Annotated in this window: 24 protein-coding genes and 1 other annotated feature; of the genes, 1 reads left to right on the top strand and 23 read right to left on the bottom strand. The window is 32.5% G+C overall.

The features are described from left to right. Window positions 1-57: 57 nt before the first annotated feature. The 21 genes from LQ694_RS00890 to sal(A) all read right to left on the bottom strand — a co-directional run bounded on the left by LQ694_RS00890 (window position 58) and on the right by sal(A) (window position 22,135). Window positions 58-1,296, bottom strand: a complete 1,239-nt coding sequence (locus LQ694_RS00890) for an NRAMP family divalent metal transporter (protein WP_207594788.1) — start codon at window positions 1,294-1,296, stop codon at window positions 58-60. A gap of 11 nt (window positions 1,297-1,307) precedes the next feature. Then, the gene (gene pxpA / locus LQ694_RS00895) at window positions 1,308-2,066 is read right to left on the bottom strand and encodes a 5-oxoprolinase subunit PxpA (RefSeq protein ID WP_204237358.1); all 759 of its coding nucleotides are present in this window, start codon (window positions 2,064-2,066) and stop codon (window positions 1,308-1,310) included. A gap of 12 nt (window positions 2,067-2,078) precedes the next feature. Further along, window positions 2,079-3,416, bottom strand: a complete 1,338-nt coding sequence (gene accC, locus LQ694_RS00900) for an acetyl-CoA carboxylase biotin carboxylase subunit (protein ID WP_231493094.1) — start codon at window positions 3,414-3,416, stop codon at window positions 2,079-2,081. Window positions 3,417-3,430: 14 nt separating this feature from the next. Continuing rightward, window positions 3,431-3,850 (bottom strand): acetyl-CoA carboxylase biotin carboxyl carrier protein, encoded by a 420-nt coding sequence (locus tag LQ694_RS00905; RefSeq protein ID WP_096791857.1) that lies wholly within the window; start codon window positions 3,848-3,850, stop codon window positions 3,431-3,433. After that, window positions 3,847-4,854 carry a 5-oxoprolinase subunit C family protein gene (locus LQ694_RS00910; RefSeq protein WP_206166240.1) on the bottom strand — a complete coding sequence of 336 codons (1,008 nt, stop codon included), beginning with the start codon at window positions 4,852-4,854 and terminating at the stop codon, window positions 3,847-3,849. The genes LQ694_RS00905 and LQ694_RS00910 overlap by 4 nt, the downstream gene beginning before the upstream one ends. Continuing rightward, entirely contained in the window at window positions 4,851-5,576 is a 726-nt protein-coding gene (pxpB, locus tag LQ694_RS00915; protein WP_204237355.1) for a 5-oxoprolinase subunit PxpB, read from the bottom strand. The genes LQ694_RS00910 and pxpB overlap by 4 nt, the downstream gene beginning before the upstream one ends. A 149-nt stretch (window positions 5,577-5,725) precedes the next feature. Then, window positions 5,726-6,202 carry a transcription elongation factor GreA gene (gene greA / locus LQ694_RS00920; protein ID WP_025904231.1) on the bottom strand — a complete coding sequence of 159 codons (477 nt, stop codon included), beginning with the start codon at window positions 6,200-6,202 and terminating at the stop codon, window positions 5,726-5,728. Window positions 6,203-6,231: 29 nt separating this feature from the next. Next, a complete protein-coding gene (udk, locus tag LQ694_RS00925; RefSeq protein WP_096791854.1) occupies window positions 6,232-6,855 on the bottom strand; it encodes a uridine kinase in 624 nt (207 codons plus the stop codon). Then, window positions 6,855-8,123, bottom strand: a complete 1,269-nt coding sequence (locus LQ694_RS00930; RefSeq protein ID WP_218697429.1) for a peptidase U32 family protein — start codon at window positions 8,121-8,123, stop codon at window positions 6,855-6,857. Before LQ694_RS00930 ends, udk begins: the two co-directional genes overlap by 1 nt. A gap of 23 nt (window positions 8,124-8,146) precedes the next feature. Continuing rightward, window positions 8,147-9,070 (bottom strand): peptidase U32 family protein, encoded by a 924-nt coding sequence (locus tag LQ694_RS00935; protein ID WP_096791852.1) that lies wholly within the window; start codon window positions 9,068-9,070, stop codon window positions 8,147-8,149. Beyond that, the gene (locus LQ694_RS00940; protein WP_096791851.1) at window positions 9,070-9,711 is read right to left on the bottom strand and encodes an O-methyltransferase; all 642 of its coding nucleotides are present in this window, start codon (window positions 9,709-9,711) and stop codon (window positions 9,070-9,072) included. The genes LQ694_RS00935 and LQ694_RS00940 overlap by 1 nt, the downstream gene beginning before the upstream one ends. Before the next feature lie 183 nt (window positions 9,712-9,894). Further along, window positions 9,895-11,010, bottom strand: coding sequence for an endolytic transglycosylase MltG (gene mltG, locus LQ694_RS00945; RefSeq protein ID WP_204237352.1), 1,116 nt, complete (start codon window positions 11,008-11,010; stop codon window positions 9,895-9,897). A gap of 79 nt (window positions 11,011-11,089) precedes the next feature. Continuing rightward, window positions 11,090-11,395, bottom strand: a complete 306-nt coding sequence (locus LQ694_RS00950) for a DUF1292 domain-containing protein (protein WP_025904237.1) — start codon at window positions 11,393-11,395, stop codon at window positions 11,090-11,092. Window positions 11,396-11,414: 19 nt separating this feature from the next. Continuing rightward, a complete protein-coding gene (ruvX, locus tag LQ694_RS00955; RefSeq protein WP_025904238.1) occupies window positions 11,415-11,843 on the bottom strand; it encodes a Holliday junction resolvase RuvX in 429 nt (142 codons plus the stop codon). Then, the gene (locus LQ694_RS00960) at window positions 11,836-12,105 is read right to left on the bottom strand and encodes an IreB family regulatory phosphoprotein (protein ID WP_037588397.1); all 270 of its coding nucleotides are present in this window, start codon (window positions 12,103-12,105) and stop codon (window positions 11,836-11,838) included. The genes ruvX and LQ694_RS00960 overlap by 8 nt, the downstream gene beginning before the upstream one ends. A gap of 67 nt (window positions 12,106-12,172) precedes the next feature. Further along, complete coding sequence (gene alaS, locus LQ694_RS00965) at window positions 12,173-14,803, bottom strand: alanine--tRNA ligase (protein WP_218697428.1); 2,631 nt, start codon at window positions 14,801-14,803, stop codon at window positions 12,173-12,175. Between the two features lie 43 nt (window positions 14,804-14,846). Next, window positions 14,847-15,012 (bottom strand) — a binding site (T-box leader). A gap of 39 nt (window positions 15,013-15,051) precedes the next feature. After that, the gene (gene recD2, locus LQ694_RS00970) at window positions 15,052-17,442 is read right to left on the bottom strand and encodes an SF1B family DNA helicase RecD2 (RefSeq protein WP_231493086.1); all 2,391 of its coding nucleotides are present in this window, start codon (window positions 17,440-17,442) and stop codon (window positions 15,052-15,054) included. Between the two features lie 2 nt (window positions 17,443-17,444). Next, window positions 17,445-18,113, bottom strand: coding sequence for a tetratricopeptide repeat protein (locus LQ694_RS00975; RefSeq protein WP_058611664.1), 669 nt, complete (start codon window positions 18,111-18,113; stop codon window positions 17,445-17,447). A gap of 86 nt (window positions 18,114-18,199) precedes the next feature. Then, the gene (gene mnmA, locus LQ694_RS00980) at window positions 18,200-19,309 is read right to left on the bottom strand and encodes a tRNA 2-thiouridine(34) synthase MnmA (protein ID WP_049318720.1); all 1,110 of its coding nucleotides are present in this window, start codon (window positions 19,307-19,309) and stop codon (window positions 18,200-18,202) included. Continuing rightward, the gene (locus LQ694_RS00985) at window positions 19,302-20,450 is read right to left on the bottom strand and encodes a cysteine desulfurase family protein (RefSeq protein ID WP_196968310.1); all 1,149 of its coding nucleotides are present in this window, start codon (window positions 20,448-20,450) and stop codon (window positions 19,302-19,304) included. Before LQ694_RS00985 ends, mnmA begins: the two co-directional genes overlap by 8 nt. A gap of 59 nt (window positions 20,451-20,509) precedes the next feature. Further along, entirely contained in the window at window positions 20,510-22,135 is a 1,626-nt protein-coding gene (gene sal(A), locus LQ694_RS00990; RefSeq protein ID WP_196968311.1) for an ABC-F type ribosomal protection protein Sal(A), read from the bottom strand. A gap of 318 nt (window positions 22,136-22,453) precedes the next feature. Between sal(A) and LQ694_RS00995 the strand changes: the two genes are divergently transcribed. Then, a complete protein-coding gene (locus tag LQ694_RS00995; protein WP_218697426.1) occupies window positions 22,454-23,464 on the top strand; it encodes an LLM class flavin-dependent oxidoreductase in 1,011 nt (336 codons plus the stop codon). 45 nt (window positions 23,465-23,509) lie between these two features. Here the strand turns inward: LQ694_RS00995 and LQ694_RS01000 are convergent, their stop codons facing one another. Continuing rightward, window positions 23,510-24,244, bottom strand: a complete 735-nt coding sequence (locus LQ694_RS01000) for a trypsin-like serine peptidase (RefSeq protein ID WP_065381231.1) — start codon at window positions 24,242-24,244, stop codon at window positions 23,510-23,512. A 215-nt stretch (window positions 24,245-24,459) separates the two neighbouring features. Next, the gene (cymR, locus tag LQ694_RS01005) at window positions 24,460-24,879 is read right to left on the bottom strand and encodes a cysteine metabolism transcriptional regulator CymR (protein WP_025904248.1); all 420 of its coding nucleotides are present in this window, start codon (window positions 24,877-24,879) and stop codon (window positions 24,460-24,462) included. Window position 24,880: the final 1 nt, after the last annotated feature.

Genomic DNA, 24,880 nt, shown 5'->3' on the forward strand with positions numbered 1-24,880 from the left:
CCATCATATTCATTCAATATTTATATTAACATAATTAGTATACTTTGAAATAAGTTTTTAACTATTCCACAAACTTTGTAAGCCTTGTAATGATAATACCCCTGCTATTAATGTTGTAAGAACAGCAACTATACCGAGTACAATCATCCATGTTGGATGTTTATAGTCACCAACGATACTTTTCTTCTTAGAAGCAATTAAAATTGTTCCTAAAGTTACTGGTAAAATCAAACCGTTCAATGCACCAGCAATAATCAATAATTTAACTGGCTTACCAATTGTTAAGAATACAATAGATGAAACGACTATGAAAATAATAATTACTAAGTTTCTATGATTTTTAATAGATGGGTGTAATGATTGAATGAATGTTGTACTTGTGTATGCACAGCCAATTACTGATGATAATGCTGCTGCAAATAATACAACACCAAATACTTGTTTACCGATAGGTCCTAATACATGTTCAAATACAGAAGCTGGTGGATTGTCTGGGTTTAAAGTGAACCCTGTAACAACAACACCAAGTACTGCTAAGAATAAAAATGTTCTCATAATACCCGTTGTTAATATACCTGAAATAGCAGCTCTATTTACAAATGGTATATAGCCTTTTCCAGTTATACCTGCTTCTAACAATCTATGAGCACCTGCAAATGTAATATAACCACCAACAGTTCCACCAACTAATGTGATGATAGGTACAATGAGTTTATTAATATCATCAGGCACGATCATTTTTTGTGCCGCTTCTACAACTGGCGGTTTCGTTAATACCATTACATAAGCAACAATTGCAATCATGAGTACACCTAAAATTTGTGTAATAATATCTACGACTTTTTGTGCGTTTTTAACAACAAATATTAAAATTGCTAATACGCCTGTAATACCTGCACCAATTCTTACATCTAAACCGAATATTGCATTAAGTCCTAGCCCAGCACCTGCAACGTTACCGATGTTAAATGCTAGCCCACCAATAGCGATTAATATTGCGATAAATGTACCTAACCCCTTAAACACATCATTCGCGATATCTTGTCCACCTTTACCTACAACTGTGATAACACGCCAAATATTAATTTGTGCTCCAATATCAATCAGTATAGATGCAAGTATTGCAAATGCAAAGCTTGCAAGGAATTGCTCAGTAAAAACTGCCGTTTGAGTTAAGAATGCTGGTCCAATAGATGAAGTAGCCATTAAGAATACTGCACCCCATAGAATTCTTCTATGTTTATTTGTTATTTCAAACGGTTGATTTAACTCCTCATACCCTTTATTTTGCTTCATACGCTTTCCTCCTATTTCATTGCACTAATTTCTATGCCTTCAGCATTAAACTGTCGAATAATTTCTTGAACAAAATCTAAAGCATGTTGTCCGTCTCCATGTACACAGATTGTATCTGCTTCAATCGGAATTTCATTACCATTTATCGTGATAACTTTAGATTCTTTTACCATTTTAATCACTTGTGCGACAGCTTGATTTGTATCTTTTATAAGCGCGCCTTCTTTTTTTCTAGAAACTAGTTGGCCATTATCCTCGTAAGCACGATCTGCAAATACTTCACTCTTATATATTAAATTATGACGTTTACATGATTCGATTAATTCACTGTTAGATAAACCAACAAATAATAATTGATCATCAAAATCTTTCACTGCTTTAACAATTGCATCGGCAATTTCTGGATCTTTAGCACCCATTTGATACAATGCGCCATGCGGTTTAACATGGTGAATTTTTGTTTGGTGTATTTTACAAAATCCAGCTAATGCACCTAATTGATAAATGACCAAATCATAAACTTCTTCCGGTGTAACATCTATATTTCTACGACCAAATCCAATTAAATCTTGAAATCCTGGATGAGCACCAATATGTACATCATGTTGAACAGCCATTTTGACTGTTTCATTCATAACGTGTTGATCTCCTGCATGAAAACCACAAGCCACGTTTGCAGAAGTGATTAAAGGTAATATACTTTCATCATTACCAAGTTTATAGTTACCAAAACTTTCTCCTAAATCACAATTCAAATCAACTTGTACCATAATACCCTCTCCTTAAACGATTTTATGTTCATGTAGAAACTTAATTGTTATATCATTTTTAATATATGGTTCATAGCTCAACACGCGATATAAAAAATCTAACGTTGTCGGAAAACCATCAATGACCGTTTCTTCTAACGTACCTTTCATTTTTTCAATTGCTTCAAGTCTATCTTCACCTTTAACAAGTATTTTAGCGACTAATGAATCATAGTAAGGTGGAATTTGATAACCAACATATAACATACTGTCTACTCTCGTATTAAATCCATTAGGTAAATGTAATGCTTGAACAACACCTGCTGCTGGGCGGAATTGTTTTTCTGGATTTTCAGCATTTATACGACATTCAATTACATGTCCATCAAAATGGATACCCTCTTGATTAATAGATAACTTCTCACCATTTGCTACTAATATTTGTTGCTTTATTAAATCGACACCTGTTAATAATTCTGTTACTGTATGTTCAACTTGAATACGTGTATTCATTTCTAAGAAATAATAGCCGTCGTCAGTTAGTAAAAATTCAATTGTTCCAGCACTTTCATAATTACAAGCTTTAGCAGCTTTAACAGCATCTGCATGTAGTGAATCTCTTGTTTCTTGATCTAATGCTGCACAAGGTGCTTCTTCGATTAACTTTTGGTTCTTTCTTTGAATTGAACAATCTCGTTCACCGAGATGAATCGCTTCTCCATGTTTGCTCGCGAGTATTTGAACTTCCACATGTCTAGCTTCATCAATAAACGTTTCAATATAAACACGTTTATCTCCAAAGTATTTTTCTCCTTCAGATTGAGCTTCTTTAAAGAATTGTTCAAGTTGATCAGGTTCTTGTACGATTCGTATACCTTTTCCACCACCGCCACTAGCAGCTTTTAATACAAATGGATAGCCTACTTTTTGAGCAACTTCTTCTGCTTCTTTAACTGACTTCACTTCTCCAATTGACCCAGGAATAATGGGTACGTTAGCGTTGTACATTGTTTCTCTTGCTTTTATTTTATCTCCCATTAAATCCATCGTGTTATAACTAGGACCAACAAAGATAATATTTTCTTCATCTACTCTTTTTCTAAATGTCGTAGATTCTGATAAAAATCCATAACCAGGATGAATCGCATCAGCTTTACTCATCTTACAGGCTTCTAAAATGCGTTCAATATTTAAATAACTTTCACTTGATTGACTTGGTCCAATACAAATGGCTTCATCTGCTAATTGCACATGTAAACTATCTTTATCTGCTTTGGAATATATTGCGATTGTTGTAATATTCATCATTCTACATGTTCTAATGATTCTTACCGCAATTTCACCTCTGTTTGCAATCAGTAAACGCTTAATCATATAAATCCCCCTTATTTCAATGTGATAATCGTTTGTCCGTATTCAACAGGATCCCCATGATTAATTTGTATATCATTAACGATACCGTCATACTCACTTATAACTTCATTGAGCACTTTCATTGATTCGATATAACCGACAACTTGACCTTTTTTCACTTCATCTCCAACTTTGACAAGTGGATTTTGTAATGTTTCTTCATCTTGTAAATAAAATGTTCCAAGAATTTCCGCTTCAATTGAATTAAGCTGTTCTTCTTGTTTAGAAGTTGGCGTGCTTTCTTCAACATTATTAACTGGCGTTGTAGTGACGATATTTGAAGTTGATTTTAAATCTAACTCAACTTCGACAGTTTCATCTTTATATTTCATATAATTTACTTGATTTTGTTTCATGAGTTTAATAAGTTCTTCTATCTTTTCAATATTCATGATTGATTCCCCTTTATAAGTTTTGCTATTTTTTTAGATTTAGGACGAATATTGCTTAAATCTTTATACTTTTTCAGTTTAATGTCATCTATATCTTGTTCTAATTGTTTAATATATGTTTGATATTCGACCGTGGCATCTTCAAACGAAATCCATTTAAAAGTAATGCTGTCATTTGCTTTTAATTGAGATAGCTTTTCTCTACCTATAAAACTAACTGTAGCAATCTTTGTGTAACCACCTATCGTCTGACGATCATTAAGCAATATAATCGGTTGACCATTAATAGGAACTTGTACACTACCTGGTGCAATCGGTTCAGAAATAATGTCTGCGAGATGCTTATGTTCAAGTGGTTCATTCCCATTTAATCGATAACCCATACGATCTGACATTTCTGATATTGTATATGATTGATTAACAAGTTGGTCATGCGCCTCTGATGTAAATTCATCAAATTGTAAGCCTTCCATAATTGGAATAACGTTCGCTTCTTCTAATTGATTGATATTAAATGTATTACCTATTATGTCATGGTTTATTGTTTTATCTTTGAATTTTAAAACATCATTTCGGTTTAATGTTCTTCCATTCATGCCACCTATGCCACTTCTAGTATGTGTCGATACACTGTCTAATATCGGTTCAATATTTAAAGATTTATGAAAAGCTAAATAGCCTCTTGCCCCAGATGAAATAGACTTTATGTTGAGCACTTGCCCTTTTTCTACATAAATTGCTGTATTAACTGGTATTGGTTGATCATCAAGCTGTATATCTGCAGCATACGTAACAAATGCGAGGATATTCGGTTCTTCAAATTTCAATATCGGTCCATTTAATGTCACTTCTAATACTGGTGCATTTTCATTATCCACTAAAGCATTCGCGATTCTGTATAAATATTGATTCATAACACCCGCTTCTGAAAATCCATCTTTTTCAAATTTTGATCGGCCTATATCTTGAACAGTCGTAAACAAACCTGGTTTTATACATTTCATTTCAAATCACCTACTAACTGACTATAATCAAATGTGCCATTTGCAATTTCGTATTCAATTCGCGTAAATTCTTCTTGATGAATCGCTTTAAAAGCAATATAGTCTCCTGCTTCATATAAAATCATAGGCTCTCGATTTAAGTTGAAAACATCTATTGGTGTGCGACCAATAATTTGCCATCCGCCCGGTGATGATTTCGGATAAAGTCCTGTTTGATTATTTGCAATTCCAACAGATCCTTGGACGATTTTACTTCTTGGCGTTTCCTTTCTAGGTGTATGTATTTTCTTATTTAAACCTCCTAAAAATGGAAAGCCGGGTAAAAATCCTATTGCATAAATTAAATAATTTTCTTCAGTATGTATTTGAATCACATCTTCTTCAGTTAATTGTGCATGCTCAGCAACAATATTTAAGTCTGGTCCAAATTCACCACCATATACAACTGGTAATGTTATCAATTTCTTCGAACGTGATGCATTTACTTGATTAAGATTTAAATGATGTAAGTCTATTTCATGAAGGACTGTTTCGTATGTATAATGTTTCGCATCAAATGCGACCATAATTGATCGATATGATGATGTCACACTTATAACAGCAGGATGCTGCAATGATTCAATATGTAATGCGATTGTCGAAATTTTATTCCTTATTTCTGGACTGATTTCATTTTGTTCATAAATCATAAAATGCGTCTCACTCACTTGCTTAATATCCAATTTTACCACCCCTTTGTTAACGCTTTTAATAATCAGATAATTAAATCAATTATACTTTATCATAATACCATGATTTATATATAAAAAAAAAGCTGTAAAAACGTTTGTTTCATACGTTTCTACAGCTTTTCTACTCAATAATAATACGATTAATCGATTTTTACGATTTTAACTTTCATTTCGTTACCATTTGGTAATGGAACATTTACTTCTTCGTTCAGTTTTTTACCAATCAAGGCTTTAGCAATTGGAGACTCATTAGAAATTTTACCTTCAAATGGATCTGCTTCTGCTGAACCTACAATTTTGTAGCTTTCTTCTTCGTTACCTGGAATTTCAGTAAATGTTACAGTTCTACCGATTTGAACGTCATTTTTTGAACCATTATCTTCAATAATTTGAGCATGACGAATCATGTTTTCAATTTTTTGAATTTCTTGTTCAATGAAACCTTGCTCATCTTTAGCTGCATCATATTCAGAGTTCTCAGATAAGTCACCGAAACTACGTGCTACTTTTATTTTTTCAACGACTTCTGGTCGCTTAACTGTTTTTAATTCTTCAAGTTCTTTTTCTAATTTGTTAAAACCTTCCTGTGTCATAGGAAATTCTTTTTGTGTTTCCATTCTTCCATCTTCCTTTACTTTATAATTATTTAAATATTTTTAACTAACGATTGAATTTTCGTAGTCATAATATCAATAGCTACCTTATTACTACCACCTTCAGGGATGATGATATCCGCATATTTCTTAGTTGGTTCAATAAACTGGATATGCATCGGTCTTACAACTGATAAGTATTGATCAATTACTGATTCCATCGTACGTCCTCGTTCTTTAATGTCTCTCGTTAAACGACGTAAAATTCTTAAATCAGCATCAGTATCAACATAAATCTTAACATCCATTAAATTACGTAAATCTTCATTTTCAAGCGCGAATATGCCTTCAAGTATAATAACATCTTTAGGTTCGAATCTAATCGTTTTATCGCTTCTCGTGTGATTTGAATAATCATACGTAGGAACTTCAATTGCATGTCTATCTTTAATTCTTGTTAAATCTTGTTTTAATCTTTCGTTATCGAAAGCGAATGGATGATCATAGTTCGTCTTCAATCTATCTTCAAAAGACATATGTGATTGATCTTTATAATAGTAATCTTGTTCTATTAATGCAACACTATATCCATCTAAATTTTTCATAATTTCGGATGTTACAGAAGTCTTACCTGAACCAGAACCCCCTGCAATACCTATAATTGTAGTCTTTCCCATCAAACGATTCCCTTTCTCATCATGTTATTTGGATAAATCTGACGATCCACTTTTATTTGAATAACTTGAAGTGGATGTCTGGCTGCGTCTAACTCTTCACCATTTTCATCATATATCTTATCAATGACTTGAGTGAAGTTTTCAATTTCAGGTCCAAAAAATTCAATTTCTTGTCCTGGCTTGAAATAATTTCTTTGTTGGATGGTAGCTATTTGTGATACTTCGTCATAGTCTAACACTAATCCACAAAAATCAAAAGGTGTTTTTTTATTTGATTCGTGTCCAAACATTTGTTCTTCGTAATGTGGTACACCTTCGAAGAACGCTGGTGCAGTGTCTCTATTCGCACATTTATCTAATTCAATCAACCATCTAGGATCAATTTTAAAGTTTTCTGGATCCTCAGCATAGCGATCAATTACTTTACGATATACAGATACAACAGTAGCAATATAATGAATAGATTTCATTCGACCTTCAATTTTTAGAGAATCTATACCGATGTCCATCATTTTAGGTATTGATTCGATTAATTTCAAGTCTTTTGGACTCATTGCAAAAGGCGTAATCTCATTACCATCGAAATATGGCTCTAATTCTCCATCTTCTTCTACTGATATTAAATCATAATCCCATCTACAACTTTGACAACAACCACCTCTATTTGAGTCTCTTGCTGTCATATGATTACTTAATGTACATCTACCAGAATATGCAATACACATTGCGCCATGTATAAATGTTTCAATTTCAATATCAACTTTTTCTTTCATTTCGCGCATTTCTTCAGCACTCGTTTCACGAGCTAGAACGACTCTTTCAAGCCCTTCTTCTTTCCAATATTGAACTGCACGGTAATTTGATAAAGACTGTTGTGTACTTAAATGGATTTCTAAATTAGGTGCAACACGTTTACACGTTTCTATAATAAGTGGATCGGCAACTATAATACCGTGTGCACCCGTTTCATTTAGATTTTTTAAATATTTTTCTAGTCCTGGAATATTTTCATCATGTGCAAAAATATTTGTTGTAACATAAATTTTCGCGCCATATTTTGCTGCAAACTCGACGCCTTCTTTTATTTCTTCCATCGTAAAGTTATCAGCATTTGACCTTAAACCATATTCTTGTCCACCTAGGAACACTGCATCCGCACCATAATGAACAGCAATTTTAAGTTTTTCTAAATTTCCTGCAGGCGCTAGAAGTTCTGGTTTTTTTATCTTTGTTTGACGACTTGCGCCAATAGGTTCTAGAACTTTCATATATATCATTCCTTTAATATAACTTAATAAACTGTTTGTTTGAACATAAATCCTTGATCCATTGGACGATGATCTTTTTGAACCTCTTCAATTGGTTCAACTAACATAAATTTTTCATCTTCATATAACTCTGGATCTTCGTTATATAAGTCAATCGCTTGTCTATATTGCTCAGTCGCGATATTAATATATTCTTCTGTTTGAAGTACGCCGTCAATCTTAAACGCATCAATTTGTGCTTCTAATAAATCCTCTAAGTCTTCGATTAAGCAAATATCATTCGGACTCATAATGTGTGTACCATTATAATCTTCATAAATTGGATATTTATTACTTCTTTCTTCATCATATAAAAGCATGTCCTTATTTTCTTTACGATTTTCAATTTTCATGACCTTATCTTGATACATAAAGTAATTACCAAGTAACTTTCTTTTAGACTGGAACATACAAGTCATACCATGTACTTGAACTTCTATTTCGACATTACTTTTTTCTTTAATTTCTAGTACTTCTTCAATACTTAACTCACGAGCCAACACTGCTCTAGCTGAACCTCTATCCCCCCAATAATTACATTGAAAATGATTTGTCACGATTGTTTCAGCATTCCAATTTAAAGGTATAGGATTCTCACGATTTTTCATTGCCATAACTACTGCTGGATCGCCAAAGATGATTCTATCTGCTTTTAATTCATGTAACAGATCAATATAAGATTCCAAATCATCAATATGTTCATTATGAAAAATACCATTTACCGCTACGTATGCTTTTTTACCATGATCATGGATAAGCTTAATGGCTTCACGAAGTTCTGGCTCTTTAAATTCACCAGCAAGTCTTAATCCAAATTTTTCTTCACCAATGACAAATGCATCAGCACCTAATTTAATTAATTGTTCAATATGTTTAACGGACTTAGGTGTCACTAGTAATTCTGTCATTACAATTTCTCCTTTTTAGAAATGGCCATACCATCACCAATATTAATCAATGTCGTTTTATAACTTTCATGATTCATTAACCAATGATTATATTTTTGAACTTTTTTAACCATTTGTTTAACGTTTCTGTTTCTTACAATTTCTATATTACTGACAAAACCATGGTATAAAATATTGTCTGTAATTATGATACCGTCATCTTTAAGCAGTGGTTCATAAAGCTCAAAAAACTTTTGTGATTGTGCTTTAGCAGCATCGATAAAAATCATATCAAATGACTGGTCGGTAGGTAATAATTCAAAAGCTTCTAATGCATCAGAAAAGATAACATTTATTTGGCTTTCATAACCAAAGTCTTTAATATTTGAAATAGCTTGTTCATACATTTCTTCTTTTCTTTCAATCGTCCACACATTAATATCCGGATCACATGAAGCAAAATGCATCGCGCTATATCCAATTGCCGTCCCAATCTCTAGAATACTTTTCACATCTTTAATTCTAATTAATTGTTTAACAAACTCTGTGGAGATTTTATCCATTATTGGAACATTATATTGTTCAGCATAATGCCTTAATTCATCGATATTTGATGAATTTTGAAACAACAATTGTTCGATATATTCTATATCTTTTTCCATGTCATTACTTCCTTACACTCGAATATAATAAAAAACCCAACTAGTCTCCTGACTAGTTAGTATGTATCAGTCATATTTACAATATGATTTCATAAACATTAGATATTTTACCATATTTTCGAATAAAAAGTAAGTATATATAAACAAGAACGCTTTTAAAATTTCAAAGCGTTCTTGTCATTATTATTTATCTCTATTCTTTTCTTGTTCTTTTAAGTTCTCTGCAAATAATACTTTACCCTTTTTGGTTGTTGTATAGTAAAAATAATCTGTTTCTGGAGGGTTAACTGTTGTTCTAGCTGTTTCATCAGATATGTTGCATATTGGACCTATAGGTAATCCTTTATGTGCGTATGTGTTATATTTTGAATCATTTTTATAATCTTTATCTGATAGTGCTTCAGTTGTTTCTTTTTTATTAGCATATCTTACTGTCGCATCTGAATTCAAAGCAATTTGTGGATTGTTTTCAATTCTGTTTAGAAGTAATGAAATATATCTCGATTTATCTGTAACGTTTTTCATTTCTGATTCTACAATTGAAGATAACGTTAAATACTCATGGAAAGTAATCTTTTTTTCTTCATAGTTACTCGTGTATTTAAAGCCGCCATTTTCTTTATATATTTTATAAGTTGTATGGTATGTTTCATTCAACATTTCATTTGTAACGTCATCAATCGTTACATCACTTTTTGAAAACTGATACGTACTTGGTGCTAAATAGCCTTCTAATGGGTATCTTAAGTTTTTATTTAATACTTCATCCGTTAACATATCGGGATATTTTTTTTGATATTTTTTCACAAAATCTTGATCTCTCATTTTCTTTAAAAAACTTTCGCGGCTAATAGAAGTATTTTCTTCTAAAATGCCTGCAATTAATTCTACATTCGAACCTTCTTTTACATCATATTGAACTGCTGTTTTTAAATACACTTTTCCGGTTTCTAAACTTTTCGCAATATCTCTAGGTGACATTGAAGGAGAAAACTTATATTCCCCAGCTTGAAAACTAGAAATATTATTGAGTTTCAAATAATATTTGAAAATAGTAGCATTTCTAATTATTTTTTTATCGGATAACTCTTGGCTTAACATTTCAGTATTTGTGTTTGGATTAACATTTACAATAACTTGCTCATTGCTATCGGCGTTAACAGGTTTCACATTAATACCTACTACAATCAAGCCTATTAAAGTAATTAATATAAGTAATAAAAAGAGGATGCTTATGATTGTTAAACTAATATACTTAGATAATAATCTCGCATCTTTATATATACTATTTTTTTCCATATGTAACTCCTTATGTAAAATAAATACCCCTAATGATTATATCACATTAGGGGTAAAGTGTACTATTACATATTAAACTTTAAACATCGTCCATTTCAGTATTAACGATTTCTTCAATCATATCCCACTCTTCGTCAGTTTCAACTGGTAATAATTTACCGCCTTCACCGTCGTCATTTGCTTCATTAATCATTGGGATTAATTCAATTTCTTCATCATCTGCTGTACCTTCTTCAGCTAAGATAATGTATTCTTTCTTGAATTCTGGATGATAGAATTCTAATACTTTACGGTATAAGACTTCGTTATTATTTTCGTCTATTAATGTTAATAATTCTTCCTCATTGTTAATTTCTAAATGTCCTTCGTGGTTATGTTCAGTCATTATTCATTCTCCTCATCAATTATTTAATAGAATCTAGGTAACCCTGTAATATAAATACAGCTGCCATTTTGTCTATTACTTTTTTTCTTTTCTTTCGAGAAACATCTGCTTCTAATAATGTGCGTTCAGCACCAACTGTGCTAAGTCTTTCATCCCACATTACCATTTTTAATTCTGGTCTTTCTTGTTGAAGTAAATCTTTGAATTGAATGGATGCCTCTCCGCGAGGACCAATAGAATTGTTCATATTTTTTGGCAATCCTATAATGACAGTATCAACATCATATTCATCAATGATTTTTATAAGTTGGTCAATTCCAAAATCTTCGTTTTCTTCGTTAATGCGGAGTGTATCTATACCTTGAGCTGTCCAACCCATCGCATCACTTACAGCTACACCTATTGTTTTACTACCGACGTCTAAACCTATTATCCTGTTTTTAAGCATTGAATTCATTTTCTTGCTTTAAATAGTGTGACACAAGCTCTTCCATAATATCATCTCTATCTAAACGTCTTATTTGATTTCTTGCTTCGTTGTGTCTAGGTATATAAGCTGGATCGCCAGAAAGTAAATAACCGACTATTTGATTTACTGGATTATAGCCTCTTTCTTCTAAAGTTCGATAAACATTTTGTAGTACTGTTTTGACATTTTCTTTTGGAAAATCATCATAGTTAAATTTCATAGTTTTATCAAAATTATTCATCTTTATTTACACTCCCTAACTCCATTAACTTAATATTAATTATATCATATTCTAATTACACGTAAAATTATAGCGTTTTAATGTAGTCTTTAACAAACTGTAATGCTTCTGTTACTTTAGATGGATCTGTTCCGCCGCCTTGAGCCATATCAGGGCGACCGCCACCTTTACCGTTTGTAATTTGAGCAGCTTCTCTAATAATGTCACCAGCTTTAACTTTATCCGTTAAATCTTTTGGTACTGAAGAAACAAGTGAAACTTTATCTCCATTAACACTTGCTAATAATAGAACTGTATCTTGCATTTTAGATTTATAATCATCCATGATTGATCTTAATACTTTTGGATTTTCAGCTTCAACTAATTGTGAAAGTACTTTAATGCCATTAATTTCTTCAACATTGTCTTCAATATTACCTGATTTTAATTCAGTAATTGTTTTGTTCTTTTGTTGAACTTCTTTTTCTAAGTCTTTATTTTGTTGTTGAATTTGTTCGATTTTTTCAATTGTTCTTGCTTGGTCTTTAATTTTGACATGTTGCATAACATCTTTAAGAATTGTTTCAGTTTCTTTTAATGTTTCATATGCTTTTCTACCTGTTACAGCTTCGATTCTTCGAACACCTGCACCTGTACCTGATTCTGAAACAATTTTGAAGATACCAATTTCACTTGTGTTACGTACGTGTATACCACCACATAACTCGATTGAGTATGATGACATTTCAACAACTCTTACAACATCACCATATTTTTCTCCGAATAATGCCATAGCGCCTTTTTCTTTAGCTTGTTCTATTGGCATTTCTTCGATTACTACAGGAATGTTTTGCCAAATTTTTTCGTTAACAATCTTTTCGATTGTTTCTAATTCTTCTTGTGTAACTTGGCCAAAGTGTGAGAAGTCAAATCGTAATCTATCACTTTCAACTAATGAACCGGCTTGATTAACATGCGTACCTAAAACTTCTTTTAAAGCTGCATGTAATAAGTGAGTTGCTGAGTGGTTTTTGATAATTGATTTACGATCATCTTTATTAACAATAGCTTCTACAGTTTCACCAACATGAACTTGTCCAAATGTCACATGTCCAGCATGTAAATTTTGACCATTAGGTGCTTTTATAACTTCTGTCACTTCAATTTCAAATTGATCATGACGAATGATACCTTTATCCGCTACTTGACCACCTGATACTGCATAAAATGGTGTTTCTCTTAAAATAAATTGGATGTTTTCTCCACTTTCAACTTCATCAACTAATTCACCATTAAATATAATATCTGTAATTTCTGTTTGTGCTTCTGTTACGTCATAGCCAACGAATTTACTTGGTGTATTGATGCTGCCAAGCACTTCATTTTGAACTTGCATTGATTGCGTCTTTTGACGTGCAGCTCTCGCTCTTTCACGTTGTTGATGCATTTCATGTTCAAAACCTTCATTGTCAATTGTAATCCCTTCTTGTGCAGTGATTTCTTCAGTTAGCTCTATTGGGAAACCATACGTATCATATAATTTAAATGCATCTGATCCAGATAATACATTACCTTGCTGCTTAGCTGATGCCATCATTGTGTTTAAAATTGCTAAACCTTCTTCAAGTGTTTCATGGAAACGTTCTTCTTCAGATTTTACAACTTTTTTAATGAAATCACTTTGTGCTTTTACATTTGGGTAATAAGGTTCCATTATTTCTGCTACGATATCAACTAATTTATATAAGAATGGTTCGTTAATATTAAGTGTTTGGCTAAAACGAACAGCTCTTCTAAGTAACCTTCTTAATACGTATCCTCTACCTTCATTTGCAGGTAACGCACCGTCACCAATCGCAAAACTGATTGTTCTAATATGGTCTGAAATAACTTTAAATGCGATATCTTGTTCTTTATTCTCTAAGTATTTTAATCCACTAACCGCTTCGACTTGTTCGATAATTGGAATAAATAAGTCTGTATCATAGTTCGTTGGCACATCTTGAGAAATAGATGTCATACGCTCAAGACCCATACCTGTATCAATATTTTGATTTGGAAGTGGTGTATAAGTATGGTCAGCGTTATGGTTAAATTCACTAAATACTAAATTCCACACTTCTAAATAACGTTCATTTTCTCCACCTGGATACATTTCTTCAGCTGGATCTTCTTTCCCATATGTGTCGCCTCTGTCGTAGAATATTTCAGTGTTAGGTCCAGATGGTCCTTCACCGATATCCCAGAAGTTACCTTCGATTCTAATAATTCTACTTTCTTCAAGTCCAATCAAGTCATGCCATAAATCATATGCTTCCGTATCTTCAGGATGAATCGTTACATATAATTTTTCTGGATCCATTGCCATCCATTTATCACTCGTTAAAAATTCCCAAGCATATTCAATTGCTTCACGTTTAAAGTAATCACCTATTGAAAAGTTTCCTAACATTTCAAAGAATGTATGGTGTCTTGCAGTAAAACCAACATTTTCAATATCATTTGTTCTAATTGCTTTTTGAGCATTTACAATTTTAGGATTTTTAGGGATTTCTCGACCATCAAAATATTTTTTTAATGTCGCAACACCTGAGTTTATCCATAATAAAGTATCGTCATCAATTGGCACTAAAGGTGCAGATGGTTCAACCATATGTCCTTTTTCAACAAAAAAGTCAATATACATTTGTCTGATTTCACTAGCTTTTAATTTTTTCATTGTCTTCACTCCTCAATTAAAATAAAAAACGTCCATCCCCTAAAAAAGGGACGAACGTATCGCGGTACCACCCTAGTTATGACTAAAAGTCATCACTTTAAGTTTATTAAACTTTTATAAAAGAAGTAGCATTCAATAATCATTGTCATGTTTCTCACCAACCAACATGTCTCTTAAACAATCAATTATTTACTCGGTTTCTTTTTTGTATTCTATTTGATTATAATCACTCGATTTTTAGATGTCAATTATTTCATAAAATCATATGGTGTTTTATCATTCATATTAATCATCGGATCGATTTCAAACATATTATCTTCAGTTAAAATAATATGTTTCGTTTGAATAGATTCTGTTTCAGACTCAGTATCCGATTCAACATCAGTATCGAAATACATTTTTAATTTCGTATCAAACGATGTCATTCTCTCATGACCTAGCGTTTGGATACCTTGATTAAAGGCTTGTTCTTCACCGCACACAACAAGCGACTGCTTCGCACGTGTAAGTCCGGTATATAGAATGTTTTTTTGTAACATTCTAAAGTATTGTCTGACAATAGGCATGATGACTATCGGGAATTCCGACCCTTGTGATTTATGAATTGAACAACAATAAGCATGTGTAATTTCTGATAAATCTTGTTTAGTGTATGTTATGTCATTCCCTTCATAATCTACAATGACGACATCTTTACCAAGTGCATTTTCTTCTGCTTTATAAACACCTGTCACTACACCAATATCACCATTAAATACATTATCATCTGGACGATTAATAAGTTGAAGTACTTTATCATTTTCACGATATTCAATATCTCCATATTGAAGAAATCTTGTATCTTCATCTTTCGGATTTAATATATCTTGCAATAATTCATTTAATTTATTAATACCTGCTGGTCCACGGTATATTGGAGCTAACACTTGAATATCTTGCATATTATATCCTTTATTAACAGCACCTTGTACGACCTTTTCTACAACTGTCGCAATTTGATTACTACTGCAAGGAATAAATGAGCGGTCGTGATGTTTTTCATTAATAGAAACAGGCAATCCATTTTTTATTTTATGCGCTAAATCTATGATGGATGATCCTTCTTGTTGTCTATAAACTTCTGTTAAGTTCACTCTCGGTATCACTTTAGAATCAATTAAATCTTTAAAAATCTGACCTGGACCAACTGATGGTAATTGATCTTCGTCACCTACAAATATGATTTGAGCATAATCAGGGACTGCTCTTAAAAATTGATACATCAACCATGTATCTACCATAGACATTTCATCTAGAATGATTAAATGGGCATGTATGTCATTATCTAACACATCATCAGGTTGTGTATCTTTACTCCATCCAATTAATCTATGAATCGTCATCGCTTCTAGTCCAGTAGATTCACTTAGTCTTTTGGCTGCACGTCCAGTCGGTGCTGCTAATACAATTGGAAAGTCCGTTCCTTCTTGGTAATCATCATAATTTAAACTCACACCGTGTATTTCAGAATACAACTCACAAATGCCTCGAATAACTGTCGTCTTACCTGTTCCAGGTCCACCTGTTAAAAGCATCATTTTATGATTAATGGCTGTTTCTAACGCTAATTTTTGGCCATCTGCATATGAAACATCATTCATATCTTCAATTTGACCAATGTGTAATTGAAGATCACTTTTTTCAATTTCTTTAAGTTCATCTTGATGTTGATAAAGCCTATGAATAATTTGCACACTTTTCGCTTCTGAATAATAAAGTGAAGGTAAAAAACAATTATCATTTTCGATAATAAGTTTATTTTCTTCACTCATCTCTATAATGACACCATTAATCTGATCTTTATTCACAACTTCGGGTTGATTATGATTTAACAATTCATATGCCCCATTGGTCAATATATCAACAGGTAAAAATGTGTGACCATTCTGTAATGATTGCTGGTCTAAAAAGTAACTGACACCTGCTACAAGTCGATCATGATGATCTTTAGAAATTCCAACTTGTTCGGCTATTTGGTCAGCTCTTTGAAACCCTATACCATTTATATCCATCACCAAACGATATGGAGATTGTTTAATAATATTAAGTGTTTCTTCTTTATAAAATTGATAAATAGCCATCGCGAGTTTCGGACCGAAACCAAGTTCATTAAGTTTAATCATAATATGTTCAATGGCTTGATTCTCACGTATTGATTCTGCAATCGTATCTCTTTTTTGCTTGTTAAGTTTAGGTATTTCTTTAAGGACATCTGGGTCATCTATAATTTTCTGAAGTGCATCTTCACCTAGTTTGTCCACGATTGTTTCTGCTGTTTTCTTACCAATACCTTTAAATAAATCACTCGATAAGTAATGAATAACACCTTGTTTTGTTTGTGGTAATTCTTTTTCAAAAGTTTCAGCTTGTAGTTGTTTACCGTATTTCGGATGGTTTGTTACTTTACCTTTGAAAAGGTACGTTTCTCCTTCAACTATTTGAGGTAAGTAACCAACAATTGTGACTTCTTGATCAAAATCTTCATTTGAATCTATCACATCGACTTTAATAACGGTATAATAGTTATCACTGTTTTGAAAAAGAATTCTAATAACTTCACCTTTTACATGTGAAAGATCAAATAAAGATAAGTTTTCCAATGTTAGTCCTCCTCTTCTAATAATTGTTCAAACATGTTGATAGCATGACCACTTAATAAATGGTCCGGTTGAATGTCGACTGCTTTTCTAAAATAAACAAGTGCTTCTTCAGCATTTTCATTTTTCATATATTTAGCTAAACCTAAATTGTATAATGCGTCTACATGTTTTGAATCTTTTTCTAATACTTTCTCTAGTTGCATGATCGCTTCATCAAACATTTCTAATTGGCATAATGTTAATCCGTATTGGAATCCAATTTCTACATCATCTTCATTTAGCTCATGAGCTCTCATTACATACGGCAAAGCTTCAGTATTCGCACCTAATTCGTTGAAACTCATTCCTAACATAAAATTAGTATCTGCATCATTAAGCCCTCTTTTAATCGCATGTTGATATAATTTAATCGCTTCTTCAAAGCGCTGTTGGTTGTAGTATAAATTTGCAAGACTATAATAAGCACCACCATGACTTTCGTTTACAGTAATAGCCTTTTGAAAGAATTTCTCAGCTCTTTCAATATCATTTGCTTCTGCTAATATTGTCCCTGCATTGATATAATTGGTTACTTCTTTCGGATCTTCTTCTATATTTTCAAATAAATGCGACAATGCTTCGTCGAATTTTTTATTTTGAATTAATTTAACAATTTGTTCTTCACTATGCATGTTGTGACTCCTTTAAATATCATTACTTGCTATTATAACAAAAATAAAAATAGACTGAGACATAAATTTATCTCAGTCTATATATTTTATACCATATAATCTAATTGCTTTTCTGTTTTATAAACTTCATCAATTGTTGCGCCACCTAAACAAACGTCACCGTCATACAATACGACAGCTTGACCAGGTGTAATTGCACGCACTGGTTCGTCAAATATCACTTTAATTTGATTGTCAGAAATTTTTTCTACAGTTACTTGTGTATCTTTTTGTCTATATCTAAATTTCGCTGAACATTTCACCGGTTGTGAAAAATCAAGATTATTCACAAATGAAATATCAGAAGCGATTAAATAGTCACTATATAATGCTTCATGGTGGAAACCTTGTTCAACATATAGAATGTTTTCTTTTAAATTTTTACCGACTACAAACCAAGGATCTCCGTCTCCACCTATACCAAGACCATGTCTTTGGCCAATAGTGTAATACATTAAGCCACTATGTTCACCCATGTCAACACCGTCTAATGTTTGCATTTTACCGTTTTGTGCAGGTAAATATTGAGATAAGAATGTTTTAAAGTTTTTCTCACCAATAAAACAAATACCAGTAGAGTCTTTCTTTTTAGCAGTTGCTAAGTTTTGTTCTTCAGCAATTCTTCTTACTTCACTTTTTTCTAATTCACCAATTGGGAACATCACTTTAGACAATTGATCTTTTGTAAGTTGATTCAAGAAATAAGTTTGGTCTTTGTTGTTATCTACTCCACGTAACATTTCGACTTTATCACCATCACGATTAACACGTGCATAATGACCTGTAGCAACATAGTCCGCACCAAGTTTAAGTGCATGATTTAAAAATGCTTTAAATTTAATTTCTTTATTACACATTACATCTGGGTTAGGAGTTCTCCCCTTTTTATATTCATCTAAGAAATACGTAAATACTTTATCCCAATATTCTTGTTCAAAGTTAACTGCATAATAAGGTATATCTAATTGGTTACATACTTCAATGACATCATTATAGTCTTCAGTAGCTGTACATACACCATTCTCGTCTGTGTCATCCCAATTTTTCATAAAAATACCAACTACATCATAACCTTGTTCTTTTAGTATATGTGCAGTTACTGAGCTATCTACGCCCCCGCTCATCCCAACGACAACGCGGGTAGATTGATTATTCATTTTCTTCCTCCTTAAATTGTTGATATATTTTCATTATCGTACTTACGATATAATTAATTTCTTCTTCAGTCGTTAATGAACTGAAACTAAATCTTACAGATTGTTTCACTCTATTATCTTCACCAAACATCGCTTCTAGTACGTGTGATGGTAATGTTGAACCAGCTGTACATGCAGATCCACTTGAAACATATATATTTGCCATATCAAGTAACGTTAACATCGTTTCAACTTCTATAAATGGGAAATATAAATTTGTGATATGACCAGTCGTATCAGTCATACTACCATTGAGTTCAAACGGAATTGCACGTTGTTGTAATCCTACAATAAGCTTTTCTTTTAAGTTCATTAAATGGATATTACTTTCATTCATGTGTTCATAAGCGTCTTTCAGTGCTGTTGCCATACCACATATATATGGAACATTCTCTGTACCTGCTCTTCGCTTTACTTCTTGTTCGCCACCTTGTATAAACGTTTCGAACTGAACACCTTGTTTAACCAACAATGCACCTATTCCTTTTGGCCCGCCAAATTTATGCGCAGTTATACTTAAAATATCAACTGGCATTTCATCAAATTCAATTGGCATATGACCGATAGCTTGAACAGCATCAACATGAAATACGATATCGGTATTTTCTATGACTTCTGCAATATCATACATAGGTTGAACTGTGCCGACTTCATTATTCACTAACATAATTGACACTAATGTCGTATCAGGTCGAATTGCTCGTCTCAAAGCATCAATATCGACAATACCTTCTGAATTTACATCTATATACGAAACATCGAAACCTTCACGTTCAAGTTCTTCAAAGACATGCAATACAGAATGATGCTCTATTCTACTCGTAATTAAATGTTGACCTATATGTTTTCGTTTTCGTGCTATACCTTTTATTGCTGTATTATTAGACTCTGTTGCCCCACTAGTAAAAATAACTTCTTGAGGACTCGCACCTAATAATGTAGCAATTTCTCGTCTTGATTGATCTAAATACTTTCTACCGTCTCTCCCTATTGAATGAATAGATGACGGGTTACCAAAGTGTTCAGATAATATTTCTGTTATTTTTTCAGTTACAACGGGCTTAACTGGAGTAGTTGCTGCATAATCTGCATATACTTTCATGTTGAACGTCCTTTCTTAGTTTTCAATGTACCTATTCTAGCACCATTTTCATGAAAAGACTAGAACTCTGTTTCACGATTTCTTTCATCTGTATATTGTTCTAATTCTTTTAATTGATGTTTCATAGATTCTGTATTAATTGGTTCTTTGACTTGAACATTTTCATGCGTCATTTGATGATTTTTTATAGTCCAAGTTTGATCTTTAATTTGTGATTTAAAATAATCATCATGAGATACAATAAGGACCGAACCTTGAAATGATTGTATTAATTGAATGATTTTTTCTTGCATGCCAATATCGAAATAGTTTGTTGGCTCATCTAAAATCATAATATGAGGATTTGAAAAATATAATTTTACAAATTGTAACCTACATTTTTCACCCATGGACAATGTTTCAACAACATCATTTATCCTATCTTTATCAAAATAAAAGCTTGCTAATATGGTTCTTGCATCTGCTTCTTTCATTTCAGGAATTACTAATATTTCATCTAAAACAGTATGGTGCATATTTAAGTTCTCAAAATCTTGAGAGAAATATCCAATTTCTAATTCCGGATGAACAGTTATGTTACCTTTAGTTGGCTCGAGTTCACCGAGTATCAATTTGATTAAAGTGGATTTACCTGTACCATTTCTGCCTTCAACAATGACGTTTTGATTTCGCTTAATATAGAAAGATACATCATCGAATATTGTCCGATTATCATAAGAAAACGAAACATGATTAAATTGAACTAAATAATGTGATTTAAAATCATGATGTTGTATTGAGAAAGCTTTCTCTTTTTTGTCTGGATTTGCGATATGCTCTTGATCGAGTTTACGATTTAATTGATGTTCTTTTGATTTAAAACGTTTCGCTAACTTACTTAATTGTTTTTGCTGATATGGACTTCTCACAGAAGCACTTTGAGATGCTTTTTGATACCATGCTTTATATTTTTTAATCGTTTCTTCAATAGCCGCTTGTTCTTTTTGTTGTTTTTCATACTGTAGCTTTAATGTTTCATGCTCTATATCTTTTTGTTGTTTGTATTTATCGTATTGACCGATATACTTCTTACCACCATTATGACTCAATTCTAATATAGCATCTGGTGTTTCATTTAAGAATGTTCGGTCATGAGATACAAATAATATCGCACGTTGTTCTTGTTTAAAAGCTTTCGTCAACCATTCCTTCATTTCTAAATCCATGTGGTTTGTTGGTTCATCGATTAATAATAATGACGCTTTAGACATTTTCACTTTTAAAAATGATACTTTTGTCTGTTCTCCACCACTTAAAGTAGAAATTTTCTGTTCTAGTTGTTCCTCTTTTATTCCGAGCTTTTTTGCTTCTGTTACGATTTCACCTTCTATAAGGTATCCATCTAATTCAATATATTTATTAATCATATCTGTATGATTAAGTTGCAATCTAATCTTTGCGATTTCAGGATAAGATTCAATTATATAATCCATAACAGTCCAATCATAATAAGGTGTTAAATCTTGTTCCATCATCGCTGAATCAACTGATTGATCTTGATGAATGACTTTTAATAATGTTGACTTTCCAACACCATTAACACCTACGATGGCTAAATGTTCATGGTCCTCTATTGAAAAAGTCAATTCGGGTATTAATACTTTATGTTCAACTTCTAATGCTCTTTCTTCAAATAAAAATAGCATAATGTAGCCTCCTCTACCCATGTATTACACATGAAGACGCACCATTACACTATTCTCAGTTTGTAACGGCAACATCATATTATAGACATACTTATCCAATCATCATTGTGTAACACAATGGTTTTTTTACGTTATTTACTATTAGCGCAAAAAAATTATTGGATATCCATGCCTATTATTGATGCCACCTCTCTATAAATTTGCATTAATTATAACTTTTAGTAACACAATAGTCAAATGTTGTTGAGCAATTAAATAGTACAACATAAATTCAGTTGATATACTTCCAATATATAATTATGTTAGGAGCGTCACAAAATGAAATCAAAATTCCCAGTTTCTGCATTAAATCTAGTTCCACTTAGAAAAGGTGAAACTGAGCAAGATGCCATTAAAAACATGGTGTCACTCGCTCAAAATGTAGAAAAATTAGGCTATGAACGATACTGGATTGCTGAACATCATAATGCACCAAATTTAGTAAGTTCTGCAACTACTTTACTCATTCAACATACACTTGAACATACAGAGTCTATTCAAGTAGGTTCTGGCGGTATCATGTTACCTAACCATGCACCTCTTATTGTTGCTGAGCAATTTGGAACAATGGATACAATGTTTCCTAATAGATTAAATCTTGGCTTAGGACGAGCACCAGGTACAGATATGATGACTGCTTCTGCACTAAGAAGAGATTCACATAAAGGTGTATATACATTTGGTGATGATATTAAACAATTACTACAATATTTTGGTCCTGAAGAACAACAATCATATGTAAGACCATATCCAGGTGTAGATACAAATATTCCGATATATGTGTTAGGATCTTCGACGGACTCTGCACATTTAGCTGCTCGATTAGGTTTACCATACGTCTTTGCAGCACACTTTGCTCCAGATCAAATGTCTCAAGCAATCGAAATATATAGAGACTTATTTGAGCCATCAGAATATTTAGATGAACCATACATGACCGTTTGTTTAAATGTTATTGTTGGTGAAACAGATGAAGAAGCGACATATTTATCTTCAACAATGCACTTGATGTTTTTAAGCATTGTAAGAAATGCGCGCATGCCATTACAACCACCTACTGATCAACTTGAAAACATTTGGTCACCTCAAGAAAAATATATGGCGCAATCTAAAACAAACACATCTTTCATTGGTAGTGTAGAAACTGTAAAACGACAATTGAAAGATTTCCAAAACAAATACAATGTCGATGAAATTATGGCAGTGAGCTATATTTATGATTTAGATAAACAATATCAATCATATGAATCATTCAAGAAAATTGTAGATGATGTATACGGGGAAGCATAAAAAAATGATCATAAAGTGATAACTCATCACTTTATGATCATTTTTTTATTTTAAATTACTTTGTATAAATTGTTGAACGTTGCTGTTAAATAATACGCCACTGTTATGGCTATCTGGTACGCCACCATAATGTAAACCAATAACTTGGTTATTTGCATTAAAGATTGGTGAACCTGAATTACCTCCATAAGTACTTAAGTCGTAAGATACGCCACTACCTGAAGCAGATAACACATTACCTTTACTTTCCCATAATGTCGCGATAGGTTTATCTCCTGGATAACCTGTTACCGTAATGTCATCTCCTTTTTTAACTGAAGATGTATCTGCGATTGTCGCTGCTTGAACAGCGTCACCAATAGATTGGCCATTACTATTTTTACCAACTGTAACAACTGCTAAATCTTCACCGCCTGGCGCTACTTTATAATCAGTTGCTGTAAATGTACCAGCTGGGAAATTCCCATCACCATTTGCTGCAGGTGAGAATTTTAATACAGAAGCATCACCATTAGTTGCGTCTACTACGTGTTTATTTGTAAGAACGGTATTTTTACCGACAACAACACCTGATGCAATTGATGTACCTCCGATATCAGCGAATGCAATAGATTGATAATGTGCAGACGTTGTATTCGTAATTTGTGTACGATCATTTTTAGGTAATATAACTCTAGATGACGGACCATCTGTCTTTGCGTTAACTTCAAACGGTAATGCTATGAAACTTAATAATAAAACTGCTACTACACTTAATATGTATCGTTTTAAATTTTTCATATACTCTCCCCTTTGTTGTAGTGTACAACTATCTTAATATGAAAGTTATATCAAAGGGGAATATTACACTACATAGCATATATTCATGCTTAACTGTTAAAATAACGGAATATTTTGTGCAGTTAGGCATGAATTCAATACAGTTAAGCAATAAAAAATAAGATAGCAATCTCCAATATTCGTCTTGAAGATTGCTATCCAATTTAATTTGTGAACTAGATATAGAACATATATCCTTCTAGTTCATCTTCATTTGTATAATTTGCTAAGTATTCTAGTGTTGTATTATCTAGAACTTCTTTTACAGCGTCTCTAATACGAATCCACAATTGTTGTTGTGCGGGTGGCTCGTCTTCTATACCTTCAACAGGTGTAATTGGCCCTTCTAACAATCTAATCACATCACCAGCTGTAATTTCTGATGGTGCTTTTTGTAATTGATAGCCCCCTTTGGCACCTCTTACACTTTTAATAAGACCAGCATTACGTAGCGGTCCTACTAATTGTTCTAAATATAAATCACTTAAATTGTTTTCTTCAGCGATTGACTTTAAAGATGTACATCCTTGACCATAACGCTTAGTCAACGATATCATAAGTGTTAAGCCATATCGTCCTTTAGTAGAAATTTTCATG

Origin of the sequence: Mammaliicoccus sp. P-M58, assembly GCF_022386165.1 — a bacterium.
Taxonomy (GTDB): Bacteria; Bacillota; Bacilli; order Staphylococcales; family Staphylococcaceae; genus Mammaliicoccus; species Mammaliicoccus sciuri.

Bases quoted from the DNA above. Each gene is read 5' to 3' on its own strand.
- LQ694_RS01000 (WP_065381231.1), bottom strand. From the start codon at position 24,244: ATGAAAAATTTAAAACGATACATATTAAGTGTAGTAGCAGTTTTATTA.
- mltG (WP_204237352.1), bottom strand. From the start codon at position 11,010: ATGGAAAAAAATAGTATATATAAAGATGCGAGATTATTATCTAAGTAT.
- LQ694_RS00995 (WP_218697426.1), top strand. From the start codon at position 22,454: ATGAAATCAAAATTCCCAGTTTCTGCATTAAATCTAGTTCCACTTAGA.
- LQ694_RS00910 (WP_206166240.1), bottom strand. From the start codon at position 4,854: ATGAAATGTATAAAACCAGGTTTGTTTACGACTGTTCAAGATATAGGC.
- LQ694_RS00905 (WP_096791857.1), bottom strand. From the start codon at position 3,850: ATGAATATTGAAAAGATAGAAGAACTTATTAAACTCATGAAACAAAAT.
- LQ694_RS00975 (WP_058611664.1), bottom strand. From the start codon at position 18,113: ATGCATAGTGAAGAACAAATTGTTAAATTAATTCAAAATAAAAAATTC.
- mnmA (WP_049318720.1), bottom strand. From the start codon at position 19,309: ATGAATAATCAATCTACCCGCGTTGTCGTTGGGATGAGCGGGGGCGTA.
- LQ694_RS00985 (WP_196968310.1), bottom strand. From the start codon at position 20,450: ATGAAAGTATATGCAGATTATGCAGCAACTACTCCAGTTAAGCCCGTT.
- LQ694_RS00935 (WP_096791852.1), bottom strand. From the start codon at position 9,070: ATGACAGAATTACTAGTGACACCTAAGTCCGTTAAACATATTGAACAA.
- greA (WP_025904231.1), bottom strand. From the start codon at position 6,202: ATGGAAACACAAAAAGAATTTCCTATGACACAGGAAGGTTTTAACAAA.
- ruvX (WP_025904238.1), bottom strand. From the start codon at position 11,843: ATGCTTAAAAACAGGATAATAGGTTTAGACGTCGGTAGTAAAACAATA.
- alaS (WP_218697428.1), bottom strand. From the start codon at position 14,803: ATGAAAAAATTAAAAGCTAGTGAAATCAGACAAATGTATATTGACTTT.
- LQ694_RS00940 (WP_096791851.1), bottom strand. From the start codon at position 9,711: ATGGAAAAAGATATAGAATATATCGAACAATTGTTGTTTCAAAATTCA.
- pxpA (WP_204237358.1), bottom strand. From the start codon at position 2,066: ATGGTACAAGTTGATTTGAATTGTGATTTAGGAGAAAGTTTTGGTAAC.
- LQ694_RS00960 (WP_037588397.1), bottom strand. From the start codon at position 12,105: ATGAATAATTTTGATAAAACTATGAAATTTAACTATGATGATTTTCCA.
- udk (WP_096791854.1), bottom strand. From the start codon at position 6,855: ATGGGAAAGACTACAATTATAGGTATTGCAGGGGGTTCTGGTTCAGGT.
- LQ694_RS00950 (WP_025904237.1), bottom strand. From the start codon at position 11,395: ATGACTGAACATAACCACGAAGGACATTTAGAAATTAACAATGAGGAA.
- cymR (WP_025904248.1), bottom strand. From the start codon at position 24,879: ATGAAAATTTCTACTAAAGGACGATATGGCTTAACACTTATGATATCG.
- LQ694_RS00890 (WP_207594788.1), bottom strand. From the start codon at position 1,296: ATGAAGCAAAATAAAGGGTATGAGGAGTTAAATCAACCGTTTGAAATA.
- LQ694_RS00930 (WP_218697429.1), bottom strand. From the start codon at position 8,123: ATGAAAGTTCTAGAACCTATTGGCGCAAGTCGTCAAACAAAGATAAAA.